A 17837-nucleotide genomic window follows, 5' to 3' on the forward strand; every position below is an offset into this window, starting at 1 on the left:
GGCTTAGCCGTGCCATCTAGAGAGCATGTTAAACCCGCAACTCCCGCGGCAGCGAAAACGAGACATCCTCCTCCCGAAGCGTCCGCACTTCGACCTCCGCGTCGTAATTGTCCCTCAGAAAATCCAGCACAGCCTCAACGACGACTTCCGGTGCACTAGCCCCAGCGGTCACCAGGACGGTTTCCACGCCTTGAAACCATTCCGGCTGGATGCACTCAGGGCCGTCGATCAGGTACGCCTCAATGCCTTTCTCACGTGATAGCTCGGCCAAACGCTGGCTGTTGGAGCTATTCTGACTCCCCAGGACAAGCGTGAGATCCGCTTCTGGAGAGAGCTGGGCGACCGCCTCTTGGCGATTCTGAGTTGCGTAGCAGATGTCGTCCTTTGGGGGAGCGTGAATCTTGGGGAAGCGAGCCTTGAGGCGTTCAATAATGCGGTTCGCATCATCAACGCTCAGCGTGGTTTGGGTGAGGTACGCGAGCTTCTCCTCATCGGCGACTTCAAGCTTCTCGACATCTTCAGGGGTTTCGACAAGTTCAATCGCCTCGGGCGCCTCGCCCATTGTGCCGATGACTTCGTCATGCCCCTCATGGCCAATTAGGAAGATCGTGTAGCCAAGCCCCGCATATTTGATCGCTTCCAAATGGACTTTCGTGACCAATGGGCAAGTCGCATCGATGGCTTGAAGATTGCGATCCTTAGCCAACTGACGTATCGCTGGAGAGATACCATGTGCAGAGAACAAGAGCGTCGAGCCTTCGGGCACTTCCTCAAGCTCATCGACGAATGTCACCCCACGCTCGCGGAAGGACTCAACGACATACTTGTTGTGCACGATCTCGTGATAGACGTAAATCGGCGGAGGCAAGCGTTCCAGTGCTAGGTCGAGAGCCTCGATCGCCATATTCACGCCAGCACAAAATCCACGGGGACTGGCAAGCAAGACTTTCATCGGAGGCGTATCTCAAGTTAGGCAGGACAGAGACTATCATCCTACCCGTGATACAGAGATCGCCTCAACCGCCAACTGGTTCTCGACAGAACCCGAAGTTAGCGAGGGCGATTAGGCTTGGGCTTCCAGGCTTTACGAAAAGCGCCCGGGCCAACCTTTTCCTTCGCCTTGAATTGCTGTTCAAGCGTGTGAAGAGCCGAATCAAGCGTGTCGCTGAATTCGGCCAAGGCCTGAGTGCTGACCGGAAGCGGGGGCAACATTTGCCCCAAGTTGCGGTTGGGTCGGCTATCTAGCGGTGCGTAGGCGCTCATGGTCTTCTCTTTTCCAAAAGCACCGCGATCTGTGCGGCTGCCCGATGATGCCCACAGGCGTATCTGCCGGCGATCAGGGCGAGTTTCGCTGGCGACAATCCCGACGTCAGCAAAATGGGTTGTGAGAGCTTCGGTTCCTGATGGCCACGCTCTGTGATCATCGCTCTCGTGTTGTTTCTACGAGTGACACTATTAAAGCGTTCGTGGTTCACCCGTAGGTAGTTTCCGAAAAAATGGGAGAAATCGCGAAAATAGCGCAATTTGCGGCCTGCTGAGCTGCTCCAACCCTGCCTGAGATCTGGCAGCTATCAGAACTGAACCGACCTTGACCGGTTCCCGAGCCCGCCGCTACGATTCACGCCTCGGTGAACTAGACTCACGCGAACTAGGCTCAGGCCTGTACGTAGTATAATTGCCCGGACAATTGCTGGCCGCATAACCCGGCGGAGCCTGTTGATTGGGGACTGGTTTTGACGCTAAATCGCCACGATTAACCGTCCGAGCCGTCGCACCCAGACGTTCACCCATCACTGGTGCATCCCGCACAGGAGTTGCCGGTGTAGCGACCCTAAATTTGCCGCAAAATGTGAGAAGAGATCCCCCTGGACGACGATTCCCTCAACTAGAAACATCACTCCCCCCACTCCCCAAATCAACTCCACTCCCCAGTCAACTCGAAGAGCAAGCTCGTCAAACCCAATTCTCTTCCTAGCCAAATTCGCGGATTGATCGCCCCGCAGCGATGATTCGCCTGGAGACCCTTACCATGCAAATCTTCGGCACTCCCAACGTCCACGGCCCGCAAAACGTCAAAGGCCCTCAGGGCTCCCGCCCGGCTTCAGGCGATCGCCCAGCCGCTCCGTCTCAACAGGCCGACAGTGTCGATATCTCGCCAGCCGCCAGCGCCGCTGCTAATGCCGCCGACGGCGAAATTCGTGCTGATCTGGTTGCTCGCGTAAAGAATGAAATCGCTGCCGGAACATACGAGACCCCCGAAAAGCTCGACACGGCGCTGGATAACTTCCTGAATGAGCTGGCCTAAGAATTCGGGTCATTTCGACCGAGCGACAGTCCGCCGCGGCGGAAGAAATCCGGACTACATACCGTTCGCTTGCTTTAAAGCTCTTTTGGCTAGAGCCTCTTTCAGCCGCGAAAACACAAGCGTAGCGACTCGCCTATTGAGACTCTCCCTCTCAATGGCTAGAATCAATAAGCGACAAGCCCGTCAGTCTTATCGCTTGATTTAACGCCATTTGAGCTGCGTTTATTGGGAAGCTATTCTCAACAAAGCTTCTCACGGCATCTTACTGAGACATCTTTGCCACCTTGGCATTGGGGAGAACATGATGGACGTAGCAACAGCCGACAATTCGAGCCTCGAAGCCCCGCAGAGCGAATTCGCCCTCGGCTCGGTCACAGTCTCCAGTTCGCCCCAAGAACGGTTCAGTGAGTACTTGCAAAGCAAGGGGAAGCGAATCACCCAGCAGCGGCGGATCCTCGTGGATCACGTCTTTGAGAGGCACGACCACTTCGACGCCGACGAGCTGATCGCCAACCTCAGCCGGGTGGAAGAGGGCCGCAAGGTGAGCCGCCCGACGGTCTACCGGACGCTCAACGAGCTGGTCGAAGCGGGCCTCTTGCGTCGGATGAACCTCAGCGGTCGCGGCGTCTACGAGCACGACTATGGCTACCCCCAGCACGATCACCTGCACTGCACGAAGTGCGACAAGCTGATCGAGTTCCAAAGCGCCGAACTCAAACAACTCCGTCAAGCCGTCGCCCGCGAACACAGCTTCCGCGTCACCGGCCACCGCCTCATCGTCAGCGGCATCTGCGAAGACTGCGGACGGAATCGACACCGAGGGAAGTCGCCGCTGGATTTGATTTGAGGGGGTTGAGCGGAGTCAGAGTCTATGAGCCAAAAGCGAATCACAAGTTTTATTGATACGCTAAGCAAGTACCCTGCCGCAAAGAACATTAGTAATCCCTATCACGCGGCAGAATGCAGAAATAATCTTCGGGAATATCTTCTAGCTCTTATCAAACAGCCTTACTCGGGCCACCTACTAATTGGTGAAGCTCCAGGCCGTAGAGGTTGCGCCGTCACAGGGATACCTTTCACAAGCAATAGAGTGCTGAAAGATAACACTCATCAGTTCATTGTCAAACTCAGGAGAAAGCTAGAAATCACAGGGTCGGAACGAGAGCAAAGCCCAAAAATTGTCTGGGAGTATCTCGAAAAATCCAAGAAGATTCCGGCATGCTGGAATGTGTTTCCATTCCATTCTCACGAAGGTGATGCCAGACGTACAAATCGTAAACCCAGCAATCTAGAAATAACAAACTCGAAGCATTACCTGTTTTCGATTATTGAGATACTGTCCCCCAGCAGTCTAATAGCAGTTGGGCGCAAAGCGGAATACGCACTTGAGCGTTGGTTGCCGCAACGCAATTACTTGTATGTTCGACATCCTGCGAACGGTGGTAAACCCGATTTCATTCGCGGCCTGAAGTCGGCAGGCATTAAATAGTTCAGCTTCGTAGCATATCTACTACCGACTAAACTTTCAGTTCTGACTGCCTGAGTCCGCTCCCCGCGTACCGCTCGCGAATCGGTTCCACCACCGCTGCGATAAACTCATCCACCTGCTCAGGCGCTCGCCCAACCAAGTCTTTCGCGTCCACTGCGGCATTGAGATCGACACCGGCGAAGGCTTCGTCGTTTGCGAGTCGTTCCATGAGGTCGTTGGGCTTGCCCTTCTGCTTCACCTCGGCGGCAGCAGCGACGCTGTGTTGGCGGATGCGTTCGTGCAGGTCTTGGCGGTCGCCTCCGGCAGTGACGGCAGCCATCAGCACGTTCTCGGTCGCCATGAATGGGAGTTCTTCGTTCAAGTTCCTGGCGACCACCTCGGGATAGACGATCATCCCGCTGGCGATGTTGTGGTAGATCGTCAGCACCGCGTCGACGCCCAGAAACGCCTGTGGGAGGGTCATTCGTCGGTTGGCGGAATCATCCAAGGTGCGTTCCATCCACTGCACGGCGTGGGTCTGCGACGCATTCGCAGCGAGGCTCATCACGTAACGCGCGATGCCGCCGATCCGTTCGCTCCGCATGGGGTTGCGTTTGTAGGGCATCGCGGAGGAGCCAATCTGTGACTTCTCAAACGGCTCTTCGATCTCTTTACGCATCGCCAGGATACGTAAGTCGGAGGTCGCCTTATGAGCGCTGGCAGCAATCCCAGAGAGAGTATCCAAAACCAATTGGTCAACCTTGCGCGAGTAGGTTTGACCGGTCACCGCATAGGCGGATTCAAAGCCCATCTTCTGCATGACGAGCTTCTCAAGATGGCGAACCTTGTCATGGTCGCCATCGAACAGTTCCAAGAAACTTGCTTGAGTCCCAGTCGTGCCCTTCGTGCTGCGTGCCTTGAGCGTTGCGAGGCGATGTTCGACCTGCTCCAAGTCCATAACCAAGTCGTAACACCAGAGGGTTGCTCGCTTGCCAACCGTCGTCGGCTGGGCCGGTTGGAGGTGCGTAAAACCAAGTGTCGGCAGGGCGCGATGCTCCGAGGCAAACGTCGCCAAGGCGTCGATCACCCCGGCTAGCCGCTTAGCCACCAACTCTAGGGACTCACGAATCAACATCAGTTCGGTGTTGCAATTCACGAACTGGCTTGTCGCCCCCAAGTGAATGATCCCTTTCGCACTGGGGCTCTGATCACCATAAGCGTGGACGTGGGCCATCACGTCGTGACGCAGTTCTCTCTCATACTTGGCGGTTGTCTCAAAATCGATGTCGTCCTTATGCTTCTTGAGCTCAGCGATCTGTGCGTCAGTGATCGGCAGCCCCAATTCGGCCTCAGATTCCGCCAACCAAATCCAGAGTTGCCGCCACGTAGAAAACTTCTTCTGCGGCCCCCACAGCTCGGCCATCTCGTCGGAGGCGTAGCGTGTAATCAGGGGATTTTCGTAACGATCGTGCGACATGGCATTCAAGACTATGCAGGATGTCATTCCGACGGGAGGCTCGCCGACCGAGGAATCCGGTCTGAATCAGAGTTCGATGCCTGCTCGAATCGGGTTCACACCGGATTTCTCCGGTGCCGAGACACCTGTCGAAATGACAAAGTGGTGAATCTCTATCCTACTACTGCCCACTGCCTACTGCCTACTGCCCACTTCCGCCTACATGTTCGTGAGGTCGTCTTCGCTCCGCCCGCCAACGAGTTCATCCACCGCCGCACCAACCGCAGCCGCTTGCTCGGCGGTATGATCCTTCCGCAAATAAACACGGCACATCTTATGAGTGACCGGCATTTGGCGGAACAATTGATCGTCCGTGAGCGGGCGGATCGAGCCCGTTGCCGTATGGAACAGAAAGTTCTGCCCAGCAGTCGCCGCTCGTGCGTCGGGGCGGTAGATATGTCTTGGCAGATCGACACGCATTTCTAAGTCGCGATGGTCCTCGGGTAGCTTGCCGCGGATCGCCTGCGTCACCAGATCAACATCGCTAAAGATGCTGCTCTGTTCGGAATCCCCCTCCTTGAGCGCCAGGTTCCGCTCGGTCACGGCTTCCCATTCCACTTCACGGTTTAGTAGCTTCTGCCAGCGCTCGCCAACGCTTCGTAGTGCAACATTCTCGCTCTTGTGCCAACGTGCCACGTCGATCAGGAGTGACCATTCGGTAAAACCTTGATAGTCCTCCAAGTTCTCCAGCGGATTTCCCGGGAACAAATGCTGTTTGCTGTCGCGGAACAAACCTTCCAGCGTCTTATCAATCGCCCGCACCGTGCGATGAAAGTAAACGGCACGGAAAAGCTCGCTCTTGGTTTGCATAAAACGCAACAGCGCGTTCAACCCACGTTGATGGATCGTCAGTCCGCGCTCACTAAAGAAGCTGTAGCGAAGTAAGCGGTCGAGATCGTACGCCTTCTCGCTGTAGCCGCTCATGTAGGCGTCGCGGAGAACGAAGTCCATGTTGTCCACGGTATAGAGTCCACAAAACAGACTGCGGAGCATCACCAGCCACTTTGGGTGATCCTTGGTGTCGTCCGTCTTGGGCCGCATGATGAGCCAAGCGATCTGCTCGGGGTCAAGCTGCTCCCCTTTCTCCAAATCACTGTTCGGACAACTCCGCACGTTGGTGAGCAACTCACCCAACTCCTCGCGAATGATGTGAGCTCCGAGCGTCTCATGCGTCAGCTCATGGTCTTTTAAGAAATGCGCGTCGAAAAAGTGACCAAATGGCCCGTGACCCACATCATGCAGCAATGCCGCCATGCGGCAGAGGCACTCGACAAACCCGCGGCTTGGGACATCCGGGCAGGTCTCCTTGAGGCTCGGGTAGAGCGTCTCCACGGCACGGCTCGCCATGTGCATTGCCCCGACCACGTGCTGAAACCGCGTGTGTTCAGCCGAAGGATAGACCCACCAAGCCGTTTGCAGTTGATGAATCTGTCGTAATCGTTGCAACCAAGGATGGTCGAGCAGCGTTCGCTCAGAGGTTTCCCCTGGCTCAACGACAGAAATGAACGGGATGTAGCCGTGAATGGGATCGTGACAGAGGCTTTCTCGCTGAATGTGCTTCATAGCAGCTATTGTGAAGCTGCATTAGTGAATCGGCAACGGGCTAAGCGCGTCGATGCCTCAACAGGAAACACCCAAGCAAAACTGATCCTATCGACAAAGCCGCAGGCTCAGGTACTACTGGATTGCCAAAGGGATCGATTCCGTGCGGACCTTGCCAATAGGAGACATGAGAGATCTCGCGGTGATCGCCGCTGAGATCGAGGAGGTTTAATCCCGACATGAAGGTGTAAAGAGAGAAACCAAAGTTGCCGGGACCCTTCACAGAATAGTACAGCAAGTTCGCATCAGTTCCTGTGTACTTGAAGTAGGCCTCGGGCAAAGCCGTGAGAGCTGACTCTGTCGTTATCGGCATCGTCCCGGCGGCGTCCTCGAAGAACATAAAGCCGTTAGCCATGTTAAAGACGAACGTTGCATCGTCGTCGGTCTTCTTGAAAAGTGAAGTCGGCGGAATTAAATCAGGGTCATGAGCCGCGTTATACTCACCAATCTCTTCGATGACTTTTGCTAACGTGTCATTCCCGCCCATTGCACCAGGATTGTTTCCGACGAGAAATCCTGCTTGAGAGTTCTTAGACGCTACGGCGACCGTGGCCAACACTGCGATAGCAGTGAAAGCGTAAGAGGTGCATTTCATTAGACTGTCCTGACCTAAGCAATATTCGAGAATGCCGAGAAGCGGATACCCGCACATCTGGCATACTAGGCAAAACTGCGGCATTCCGCAATTAAAATGCACTAAAAAACTGCACTTTATCGCAGGATGTGCCCGAGGGCAGCTCAGAGAGTTTGAGAAGCGTGGAAACCTCGGAACGCACTAGTTCTGAGGAGGGGACTCATCCAACGAACGAACGGCCAGAACCACGATTAGGGCGGTCAAACTGACTAGCCAGAGGATTCCTGCCCCGCGGCCGATTTGAGAGACAACCGAGGCGGTGCCCGTGTCGCCCATGGAATCCAAGAGCCCTGAGACCCACGAGAGTAGTGTCTGGAGGAGAGGCAATCCCAGCGTCGTTGCTAGGAGCACTTTCAAGGCACCTCGGAGTCTCATGCAAAGTCTCTGCTGGATAATGAAGATCGCTGAGTGGAGAGGCTCATATTCGGCAAAGTCCTCCCAGGTGGACCAATCTTCGATTTAGCAAGTCACAGTGTCAACCACTGACCAGACTGCGCCGACCTGGATTCGTCGATTTCTCGGGAAACTCCCTTTGGTTGACTACCGGAGTGTTGCTGCAAAAGTAGGATTAAGGGCCAACTTTCGTACCCCAACTCTCGTCACCATGTTGCTGCTCCACAAACGCACGCTTATCCTCCTGCTGATGCTGGCAGTTGCCCTGGGCTATTCAAGTGTTTCCCTAGCACAAAAGTTGCTACTTAAGGATGGTCGCATTCTCGGCGGTAAGATCGCCAAAACAACAGGGGTAGATTCCACACCGGAATCAGCCAACGGTCAGGCGGGGGAAGTCATCACGCAGCCCATTTATGTGATTGATGATGATCTCCGACGGGTGTTCATTTCCAACCGGCAAGCGATACGCTTGCTCGACGAGGCCCCCGAGAAGCAGGTAGAGATCAAGCTCTGGCAAAATGTCGCTCAAGGAGGTTCAGGCATTGCCAGCGTTGGACCGAGCCTCGGCATTTCACCCTTCGACGAGTACGGACGACGCGTCTACCGCATGCAAACCCGACAGGGCCCGCTGGCCGTCGTGCAGGGCATCACCGAACTCACCCCGCGTTACGCCAAAGTCGAGGGGCTGATGGGCGCGAAACGCTCCGTTGTTTGGGATAGTCGCATCGCCACCACTTCGATTCCGAAGGACACCGTCGCGAAGATCCTGGCTCGCACGTTGCCACGCAACGATCCCGAAGCCCGCTTGCAGGCAGTTCGTTTCTATAACGACGCGGAACGCTTCGACGAAGCAGGGCGTGAGTTGAAAGCGATTATCGACGACTTCCCGGAAATGGAAGATCTCAAGGATGAAATCCGCCTGCTGCGTCAATTGCAGGCAAAGCGGATCCTCAAAGAGATCGAGCTTCGCAAAGAGGCGGGTCAGCACCAGCTTGTCAACGTACTGCTGAAGAACTATCCCACCGAGGACGTCTCCGGCGAAACACTTCAACAGGTGCGCGAACTGATTTCCAAGTACGAGGGAGATTCACGGCGACTCGAGGTCACGAAGAGTAATCTGAAGGTAATTGTCGACTCCATGTCGGATCCCGATGCACGCGGGCTCATCGCTCCGTTGATTGCGGAAGTCACTGCCGAGCTGAGCCGCAACAACGTCGGGCGACTCGCTCCCTTTAGCCAGTTCGCCGATGACGCTTCGATGACCGCTGAAGAAAAGGCGGCCCTCGCGGTCAGTGGTTGGCTACTGGGAGCTGATCAGGCAACGAAGAAGCTCTCGGAAGCCGTTTCGCTGGTGAAGATTCGCGATGGCGTCATCCGTTACTTGCGTGAACCGCTCGTTCATGAACGGGAAACCATCGTTGAAAATCTGCGCAGTCTCGAAGGAGCATCAGTCGATCGCCTCGCTCAACTGCTGTTCATGATCAAACCACCGCTTCACGATGCAGAACTCGTGCAGCAGAACTTCGGCTCCCTCCAACTCACCGCCCCAGGTCAAACCGAAGACGGCGATTTCCCATATCTCGTCCAGCTCCCGCCTGAATACGATCCCCACCTCCGCTATCCAACAATTATCGCGTTGAACGGCGCTTATAACTCGGTTGAGCAAGAACTCGACTTCTGGAGCGGTTCGCCCCGCGTTGAAGAAGACAGCACCACTGGCGAGAGAAAGGTCGTGTCGGCTCGCAACGGTCAATCGATGCGACGCGGGTATATCGTGATCGCCATCCGCTGGCAGAAACCGCAGCAATACGACTACGAATACTCCGCCCGCGAGCATATCGCCGTGCTGACCTCGCTGCGTGATGCCTGCCGGCGGTTTAGCATCGACACTGATCGCGTGTTTCTGACCGGACATGACACGGGTGGTGAAGCCGCTTGGGACATCGCTCAATCGCACCCAGACCTATGGGCCGGGGCCATTCCTTTTGTCGCAACCATCGACAAGTACGGACGCTTCTACTGGGAGAACGCCCGCCACGTGCCGTTCTACTTCGTCGCCGGAGCACTCGACGGAACGATGATGAGCGACAATGCAGCGTTGTTCGATCGTTTCCTGAGTAAACGCTTCGACGCAACCGTTGTTGAATACTTAGGTCGAGGTCATGAGCCCTTCCACGACGAAATCCATCACGCCTTCGATTGGATGGACCGTCGCAAACGTGGCAACGCCCCCGAGGAGTTCACCTGCTCGACCCTGAGACCCTGGGACAACTTCTTCTGGTGGATCGAATGTGAGGAATTCCCTCGTCGTTGGATGATCCATCCTGCGGAATGGACGGGGCGCGGGGCGCGTGCCACCGAAGTCACCGGCAAGATTCTAGCCGACAATCGCCTACTCGTGAAAACGACAGCCGAAAAAACGACCGTTTGGCTCAATCCCCAGATGGTCGACTTCGAAAAGCCGGTCCGCATCACCATCAACGGCAACAGTCTCCGCGGCGCACGCGAATCCGTCGGCCCCCAGCTCGACGTCCTGCTCGAAGACGCGCGCACGAGGGCCGACCGGCAACGGCCTTTTTGGGCGAAGTTTGAGTGGCCTGAGAAGTAACTAATGGCCTACCTACGCCGTACTACACCGTAACTCGCTCCAAGCATCAGAAGCACGACCGATCCCGGCTCTGGTACGTAGCTGATCGTAGCGCGAAAGGTCGTCGAGTCGAATCCGAAATCGTTCAAGGGATCGACGATAAAGTGAATCTGGTCACCAGCGTTGATACTGACATTGCTGATCGTAATCGGCGCGATACCAGCTCCATTGACGAACGAGCCGTTCGCAAGTGTACCGCTGACATCACCCACATCGACAAACCAGCGAATCCCCGTGGCAGACGTAGGACCGTTGGGGTCCATGTCGTCGAACTCAAACTCAATGTCAGCGGTCCCCGTCACTGGGCTGGTCCAAGTGACGACTGCGAAACCTACACTCGGCGGATGCATCCAGATCGTATCGGTCGGCCAGGAAAAGGAGGCAAAAGGAGGTACGATGTTGATGTCCGAACCCGATTGGTTGACTCCAATCCCCGGAAAGGAACCGCCGTTGTTCCAATAATCCGTCGTCGGCGACCATAACGGGAACGGATCGCTATGGGTGGCAAGCAATTGATAATCGCCATCTCGGACGGAGTCAGGAGACCAACGGTAGGACCACTCCGAAGTGGCTGCGTTGGTTGTATTCGAAAAGTCGTCAACCGCCGACGTAACAGTGACCGCCGAAGCAACACCACAGCAGCTCACTGTGGCAGTAAAGAGAAGTAGCTGTCGAATCATTAGATCTCCCCCGGATCATTCTGATGCAAGTTGCCGAGAAAACTCCCTAGTGCCCGAGGGAGCATTACCTAGTCTGTGACTGGAGTATAGAGCGAGTTCCGCCAGGTGTAAACAATTGGCCTAGATAGAAAACGTACAAGGCAGAGAGACACGATTTGGATGGAATTCGCCTCGCCCGATTCGACCTCGAAAAATGCCACATTTGCAACTTAGACGAAGTTGCAAGCCGATGCAGCAAGCTAATAGTCGTAGAAGTTCTAAAAGCAGTTTCAACAACCCATCAGCCGCCGGGCGTTAGTCTCTGGTTGCCCAGAGAACCGGACGCTAACGTGTTGCGGCTGTCATTTTGAAACCGCTTCTAGGCATCTCCTAGTTAACTCTGCAAGGCCCAGCGTAGTAATTTGCAAGCTCTCATCAGATGAACTAGACTCAGCCTAAGTCTTACGACGTATCTTGGGAGTTGCTCTATTCAAACAACACGAGTGCCAACTTCCCGCAAGCCGCGATTTGAAAGCCACTCTGATTCCACTGCTGTTCCTCAAACGGGAACTCCCTAAAACCGATGGCAACCATGAAAACTACACTGCCTAAACTTTGCCAGCTTGCCTCGCTATTTATACTGCTAGCGACCCAGACGATCTCGAACGGTCAGACTACACGATTCGAGCTCGAAGCGGTTGTCACGGCAGTTGACGACGAGTTCGAGTCAGTCGTTTCGCGGAACGATCCGGTACTGATCGAGGTCAGCTACGACCGATCTGCAGTTGCGTTTCAAACCAACAACGGCGGTGCTATCGCTTTCTATCCACTTGAGTCACTGCAAGTAGCACTGCCAGCCATTGATGTAACCTATGAATTCGACGTCAGCAATCCGGTTATTGGCTCCGATGGCTCACGCTTACAGATGATAAACGATCTACAGACTTCAACCGGTGTACTCGACAGATGGGGCATCGTATCCGGAGGAGTTTCTGCCGGTCAGAACCTAGCGGGAAGCCCATTACGACAGGTTCAGTTTGCGCTACAGGATGTAACTGGCGTGGCTCTTGATTCGACCGAGCCACTTACCTCTCTTGATGTGAGCGTATTTACGTCGTTCGCAAGAACCGGCGTCTTGTCATACGGTGCCGACACCCCGTCGATATCGCGGGTCACCTTTGTGATTACATCTGCCGCGACGGTTCCCGAGCCGTCAATTGGGACTCTTGCCTCTCTTGCGGCTGGACTGATTCTAGCGTTTCATCGTTCGAGGCAGAGTCTTCGACTCGCATAAGAAGGAATAGCTGACCTTCTTAGTCAGAAGTGGCATGGTTGATGCGTGCCTTGAATTGAAACTCCGAACGCACTTTGCGAAACTCCTCAGTGCCGTAACCCTGGGCAATAATCTCACTAGAGAGATGACTAGGCATTAGTGCCGCCCGCCAACCTGATACGGCTCATAAGTAGCCGTCACCTCGTCCAAGAATCTTCCCTGCAGCGACTCGTACAACTCCGCCCCGCGTTGGCGGCCGAGTTCGAAGAGCTCCGCCGTCATGTCGATGTTGTCGAGCGTCCAACTGGGGTCTTCCAGTGGGAAGTCGATCTGTTGGTAGCGGTCGCCCAACACAATATGCAATGGCAGTTGCGCACCTTGCACTTGGGAGACGCTCATCACGTTGGCGATGTGACGGCTCCAGAAAAGCATCCCGGCGTCGCCCTCGGGCGGGGCGAGTGAGTAGGTCGCTTGGCCAGTGCCGATCGAAAGCATAGAAACGTCATTTAGGTCGAACGGACGATCCTCCGTGCGGCAGCACTGCTCGGTGACACGGACGGCTTCGGCCAGGGCAACGACCCCTGGATCAATCGCCCAGATACCGCCGTCCACATAGTCGTTCCCGTCGGGCATCCGCTTATGTGGAAAATAGGTTGGTGCGGCTGACGAAGCGACAATCACATCGACCAATCGCCAATCAAATGTCGGCGTCTCAATAGGCAAATGGGGCGTCCGCAGCACGGCTGTCATCCCGTCGGTTAAGTTGACCGTGGGCACAATCAGCCGACAACGTTTTGCGTCGCGGAGTGTCCGATCGCCAAACCCTTCTTCCAAAGCGGCAGTCAAACTATGCGGGCAATATCGCGACTGAAAGAACGCATCGGGATCTTGCCCGCGCCGCTTGCCAAGGCGTCGCACTAGTGGATAAACCATCCGCAATTTGTTTCGTGGTGCGTACGGGTCGCGGGGATGAAAAATCCGCGCCGCGTGTTCTTCGTAGAACTCGCGAATCTGCGTCATCGTTAGCCCGGCACAGATGGCCGAAGCCGTGATCGAGCCAGTCGAAGTGCCGGCTACAAGATCGAAGTAAGCACACAACGGCTCGTCGGACCGCCGCTCGAACTCCTCTAGCAGTCCGATCCCAAAGGCTCCGCGCAGGCCTCCGCCAGCCAAGCACAAGATGCGAAACAAAGTCAGCCCCCGATTGGTCTCCGATACTTAGCACATCTCTATTTGAGTGAGCCGCAGGGCGTTAGCCCGCGGGTTGAATCCGAGAAATAATGCGACCCGAGAGCTAACGCTTCTCGGCTCAAGGCCATTCAGCGAATCTTGCTCGTCCCCGCCGCGGGAATCGCGCCCGCTCGTGCTTGGCCGTTGCGTTTGCTCAGCACGGCACCGGCGACGAACCAGCCATCTTCGTCACTGCGAACGACGGTCCCGCCGGGGCTAAAGTAGCGGCGGACGGACTCGAAGCTGGGGAGATTGCGACCGTCGATTTTTTGTTTGCGGAGGATTCCCTCGTCCTCGTCCTCGGGGGGTGTAAGCATACGGTTGAGCACGCGGCCCAGCAGGGTCTTCGAACGCGGCATCGCTCCTTGTCGAAGCAGTTCGTAGGTCGGGCGATAAGTCTCAGCAGTACGTACGAAGCAGCGTGCACAGACAGGACCGGCCATCAGTTGCTTCATCGCGCGATCAACTTCGTTGTAGTCACCGGCTCCTGCGAGAGTCTCCGCTTGCGGCTTAGTCGTTAATACTTTTTGCAAAAAATCCATATGCGAGGCAATCATCAACTTGCCGTCAGCCACACAAACGGCCGATGCTTGGGAAATACTACCGGCAGCGGGTGCTGCGGCGGGGGCCGGTTCCGCAGGAGCCAGTGGATCGAACTCACCGATCTCGATGGCTTCGTACTCGTCTTCGGGCTCCATGATCTCCCAGACTTGGCGACCTTCGAGCGTGCGAAGGTGGGCATCGGGATCGGCTTCCATGAACTTCTTCACTGCCTTGGCAACGGCAGCTTGGTCTTTTACATCAATGGAAAACAGAAACCGCTCGCTGTCGGTCTGGATTGGCAGTTGATAGTCGGTAATTAGCGTCAGACGCTGCCCCAGGTGCTTGATGAACTCATCTCGAACTTTCACCCGAGGGCCATAAGGATCTTCCTCCAGTCCTTTGATCATGCTCTTGAATGCATCGTCATAGCCGGCAATGGCATCGAAAAGCGTGTCGAAATTGTCGAACGCTTTCTTGAGGTCCACGTTAAATGTCCGATAACTGGCGAGCTGACGGGGGATTGCATTCTCAGGTTGCAACTTACCACCGTTGGGGAAGCTCATCATGCGCATCGCTAAATCGTACTTCTCTTGCCCTCCTTGAGTCGGAGGTGCGTAAACAGCCGTGCGGTGAAGAAGCTCGTAATCGCCGCGAACGGCCAGATTAACGTATCCCCCAGCCCCTTGAATCGCTTCGAAGCCCTGCTCAGTGAGAATTTTGAGGTAGTCCTTACCGCGACGCTTTTTCCCGGATGACAGAGAACGGACGGCACGTGCATAGCCAAAGGGATCGATGAACCAACGCAGCTCAGGCGCTAAGTCGCCAGCTTCCTTCTCACAACGCTGCATCGTTTGCTGGTAAGGCACAACCGTGGCAAGGCTTGCGCTCTGCGTTTTCGTGAGACGAGAGATGATCTCAGCGGACTCCGCCTTGCTGTCGGTACCACAGAGGATGCCTTCGTGCATAAAAAAGACGGCTTCTCGCGACTTGCCCTTGGCTCGTGCGTTGGGAACGTTGTAGACCGTCAGATCTACACCGCCAGCCTTAGCCATTTTCTTCGTCGCTTTACGAGCGGTTAAGTCTGCGTCAATCTTTGCGAGCAAGTCGCTCGCCTCGGCTTCGTTCCCAGTGACATCAACCGTCACCACCAGAGCTGCACGCTGCTTAGGGCGTTCGACCATGCCAAGACCGACTTCACCCGACGCGACGCCCATCAGATCGCTAAGCTCGAGACCTAGTTTTTCACGAACGCCAGAAAGTTGGCGTCGCAGTTGGCCTTTCATATCTTCGACGAAGGGCTTCATCGCGTCGTCTTTGACAAGCTGGCCAAGCTGCGTTTGGTTCCAATGCTCAGCGAGCGTCTGCATGTCAGCGATCGACGCAAACCCACGCGTATTGGCTGACATTAACGTGTCCGCAGGAACTACCGCCAGCAGTTGCGTGCCAGACGCGAGAAGGACAACCGTCGCCACAACGGTACGAAGCGTGCAACTTAAAAGTGAATTAGCCAAAGTCTCGTTCCTACCTGTCGGGACCGCCAAGGCAGCCATCTGGGGAGATCACAAATGCGCAAGCGCGATGCTTCAAATCGTTGGGACTGTAGTAATTCTTCGGCATGCTGGCAAGGTTTATCTCTTTTGACCCGCTAACCCAGATAGAGCTTACCCAATGACGGGAATAGGTCCCATCGACACAACCTGGAGTTTTGTGAACTTGGGTAGTTTATATCACCCTGAAAGAGAAAACTACGGTTTTCCACCGTCAATGTAACTCGTGTTTCACCTTCTGAGTCGCTGCTATCGCCAGTTCAACTCACGATATCGCGTCTGCGTGCGAGATAGTCCCAAACGACGTAGCGGTCGAGATCGTTGCCCGCCGTGAAAAAAACTCGCCCTTCGGTCGACTCGGCCAGCCGGTAGGCAAACCGAACGTCTTCCTCCGTCTGCGACCAACTTGGTAGCAGAAACAGATTGATCGTGATGTCCTCCCGCTTGCAGAGTTGCCCCTCGCGCATGGTGGCGGATTCAGTTCGCGGGTCGGGCGGGTAGAGGAGGTAGAGCATCTCCTCCTCAAAGTGCGCCGTCGGCAACCCGTCAGTAATCAAGACGATCTGCCGGTTGGGGGTGTCCTGTTGGGCTAGCATCTGCCGTGCCACCGCCAAACCGTGCTGCACGTTCGTGAAGTGCGGCGGCACTTGATACTCGCTAACGTCGTCGCGACTCATGTCGGCTTTTAAGCGCACGACCGGATCGTGGACCGTCACGGGTTTGGGCATAAGCTCGATGACTTTGCCGCGTTCGACCCTTTTGGCGAAGCTGTACATTTCGATGAACTGCAAGAAGTCGCCCGGGTACTCGCTACGGATGAGCCCCTCAAGTGCGAGTGCCATTCGTTTCACGTTGATGTATTGCCCGTCGTATCGCATCGAGCCGCTCATATCCATCACGACGCAGGTGGCACACTTCGGCGAGTTACGCGTCAAATGAATCTGTAGGTCGTCCTGCCCCAAACGCACAGGCAATCCGGGCCCCTGCCGAATTAAGGCATTCGTGAAAGAGCCGGGGATGTCGAGGTTGGTGACTGAGTCACCGAACTCGTATTCTTTCGTTCGTTCGATCTCCACTGCCCCCTCGCCGACCGTCGGCCCTTGATGCCTACCCGTGCGCGAGGCTTGAAGCTCGCTGAACAGTCGCTCAAGTAGCTTTCCCTGAAATAATCGATAAGCTTTCGGAGTGAGCTGAAAGTTCCCGCCTTTCTGCTGAAGGCCCTGCTGCTCTGCCATTTCACGCAGGTAGTCTTGCACCTGTTGCTGCAACGCACTCAGTTGATCGATGTCACCCGGCTCAGCGAACTCAGCGAGCGCGTCCATGTCGATGAGCCCAATCTGGGCCGTTTCTGCCGCTTCCTCAAGCTGCTTGATCAACTCATCAATCTGTTGAAGTTCCTCTAGAATCTCAAGTGCTTGCGGAACGGTCAGCGACTCGCGACCCGTGAATTCGTAATTAGCCGCCAAGTGTTCGACTTGGTACTTTTCGCCAAGCGTTTCAATCAGCCCCACAAGCGCACGAGCCAGCGGCGATTGGTCGTCACCGGTCGCGTACCACAGGCGTTCCAAGTCACGAATCTGCTCGTGCTTTACCGCTTGCTCGAAACGTTCGCGATGCTGCTTGGGGGGTTGGACTTTGCTCGCACGCTCGCTGAAGGTTTTCGCTGCTTTCTTGCGAACTTTGCGAGTTTCGTATTTCTCGAGAATCTTCCGTTTCCGTTCCCGCAGCATCGCCAGCAACGCATCAATGCTGGGCCCCAGCCCCTGAATTTGACTAGGGTCAATACGTACTGCCCTAGCGAGTTCTTCTTCAGTCAGTTCGCGTCGCTCGCCAAACATGAGCATGTGCTCAAACGCCGAGGACACCATGTCGGGCGGGGGTTGCGTGGGGCTGGGGAAGCGCTGGGGGTCGTATCGCTGGTAGGTGTGGATCACCCCACCCAGGGATTTACGGTCTGCCATCGTTGATCTACCCGGTGAAAGTCGGCCGCCTCTCGATGCTTACGAACTCATGCATCGTA

At 55.6% G+C, this 17837-nt stretch carries 16 protein-coding genes; 6 read left to right on the top strand and 10 right to left on the bottom strand.

Features of this window, described 5'->3' with window-relative positions; genetic code table 11:
- Positions 1–28: 28 nt before the first annotated feature.
- Both ispH and RIB44_12290 read right to left on the bottom strand, forming a co-directional pair.
- On the bottom strand, positions 29–952 hold the full coding sequence (gene ispH / locus RIB44_12285) for a 4-hydroxy-3-methylbut-2-enyl diphosphate reductase (GenBank protein MEQ8617343.1): 924 nt from the start codon (positions 950–952) through the stop codon (positions 29–31).
- A gap of 98 nt (positions 953–1050) precedes the next feature.
- Positions 1051–1263: a hypothetical protein gene (locus RIB44_12290; protein ID MEQ8617344.1), complete on the bottom strand. Its 213-nt coding sequence runs from the start codon at positions 1261–1263 to the stop codon at positions 1051–1053.
- A 742-nt stretch (positions 1264–2005) separates the two neighbouring features.
- Here RIB44_12290 and RIB44_12295 point away from each other — a divergent pair.
- From RIB44_12295 to RIB44_12305, 3 genes are all read left to right on the top strand, one after another.
- Complete coding sequence (locus tag RIB44_12295; protein ID MEQ8617345.1) at positions 2006–2305, top strand: flagellar biosynthesis anti-sigma factor FlgM; 300 nt, start codon at positions 2006–2008, stop codon at positions 2303–2305.
- A 304-nt stretch (positions 2306–2609) separates the two neighbouring features.
- Positions 2610–3152 (top strand): Fur family transcriptional regulator, encoded by a 543-nt coding sequence (locus tag RIB44_12300; protein ID MEQ8617346.1) that lies wholly within the window; start codon positions 2610–2612, stop codon positions 3150–3152.
- Between the two features lie 24 nt (positions 3153–3176).
- Positions 3177–3794 carry a uracil-DNA glycosylase family protein gene (locus RIB44_12305; protein ID MEQ8617347.1) on the top strand — a complete coding sequence of 206 codons (618 nt, stop codon included), beginning with the start codon at positions 3177–3179 and terminating at the stop codon, positions 3792–3794.
- Between the two features lie 28 nt (positions 3795–3822).
- On the opposite strand, the gene purB is transcribed toward RIB44_12305, so the two are convergent.
- Complete coding sequence (purB, locus tag RIB44_12310) at positions 3823–5250, bottom strand: adenylosuccinate lyase (protein ID MEQ8617348.1); 1428 nt, start codon at positions 5248–5250, stop codon at positions 3823–3825.
- On the opposite strand from purB, the gene RIB44_12315 reads away from it, so the two are divergent.
- Positions 5249–5398 (top strand): hypothetical protein, encoded by a 150-nt coding sequence (locus tag RIB44_12315; GenBank protein MEQ8617349.1) that lies wholly within the window; start codon positions 5249–5251, stop codon positions 5396–5398. The two genes, purB and RIB44_12315, sit on opposite strands and share 2 nt — an antisense overlap.
- Positions 5399–5448: 50 nt before the next feature.
- Here the strand turns inward: RIB44_12315 and RIB44_12320 are convergent, their stop codons facing one another.
- The 3 genes from RIB44_12320 to RIB44_12330 form a co-directional block, all read right to left on the bottom strand.
- On the bottom strand, positions 5449–6852 hold the full coding sequence (locus RIB44_12320; GenBank protein ID MEQ8617350.1) for an HD domain-containing protein: 1404 nt from the start codon (positions 6850–6852) through the stop codon (positions 5449–5451).
- Between the two features lie 40 nt (positions 6853–6892).
- Positions 6893–7486, bottom strand: a complete 594-nt coding sequence (locus RIB44_12325) for a hypothetical protein (GenBank protein MEQ8617351.1) — start codon at positions 7484–7486, stop codon at positions 6893–6895.
- 180 nt (positions 7487–7666) lie between these two features.
- Positions 7667–7900, bottom strand: a complete 234-nt coding sequence (locus RIB44_12330) for a hypothetical protein (protein MEQ8617352.1) — start codon at positions 7898–7900, stop codon at positions 7667–7669.
- 97 nt (positions 7901–7997) lie between these two features.
- On the opposite strand from RIB44_12330, the gene RIB44_12335 reads away from it, so the two are divergent.
- Positions 7998–10526, top strand: a complete 2529-nt coding sequence (locus RIB44_12335; protein ID MEQ8617353.1) for a peptidase — start codon at positions 7998–8000, stop codon at positions 10524–10526.
- An 8-nt stretch (positions 10527–10534) separates the two neighbouring features.
- On the opposite strand, the gene RIB44_12340 is transcribed toward RIB44_12335, so the two are convergent.
- The gene (locus tag RIB44_12340; protein ID MEQ8617354.1) at positions 10535–11245 is read right to left on the bottom strand and encodes a PEP-CTERM sorting domain-containing protein; all 711 of its coding nucleotides are present in this window, start codon (positions 11243–11245) and stop codon (positions 10535–10537) included.
- 571 nt (positions 11246–11816) lie between these two features.
- Here RIB44_12340 and RIB44_12345 point away from each other — a divergent pair.
- Positions 11817–12518: a hypothetical protein gene (locus tag RIB44_12345; protein ID MEQ8617355.1), complete on the top strand. Its 702-nt coding sequence runs from the start codon at positions 11817–11819 to the stop codon at positions 12516–12518.
- 135 nt (positions 12519–12653) lie between these two features.
- Here RIB44_12345 and RIB44_12350 read toward each other — a convergent pair whose 3' ends face one another.
- The 3 genes from RIB44_12350 to RIB44_12360 form a co-directional block, all read right to left on the bottom strand.
- Positions 12654–13688 carry a CBASS cGAMP-activated phospholipase gene (locus tag RIB44_12350; GenBank protein MEQ8617356.1) on the bottom strand — a complete coding sequence of 345 codons (1035 nt, stop codon included), beginning with the start codon at positions 13686–13688 and terminating at the stop codon, positions 12654–12656.
- Positions 13689–13816: 128 nt separating this feature from the next.
- Positions 13817–15781: a DUF3352 domain-containing protein gene (locus RIB44_12355; GenBank protein MEQ8617357.1), complete on the bottom strand. Its 1965-nt coding sequence runs from the start codon at positions 15779–15781 to the stop codon at positions 13817–13819.
- Between the two features lie 296 nt (positions 15782–16077).
- The gene (locus RIB44_12360; protein MEQ8617358.1) at positions 16078–17778 is read right to left on the bottom strand and encodes a hypothetical protein; all 1701 of its coding nucleotides are present in this window, start codon (positions 17776–17778) and stop codon (positions 16078–16080) included.
- Between the last annotated feature and the right edge of the window lie 59 nt (positions 17779–17837).

This window comes from Lacipirellulaceae bacterium (assembly GCA_040218535.1).
Lineage (GTDB): Bacteria > Planctomycetota > Planctomycetia > Pirellulales > Lacipirellulaceae > Adhaeretor.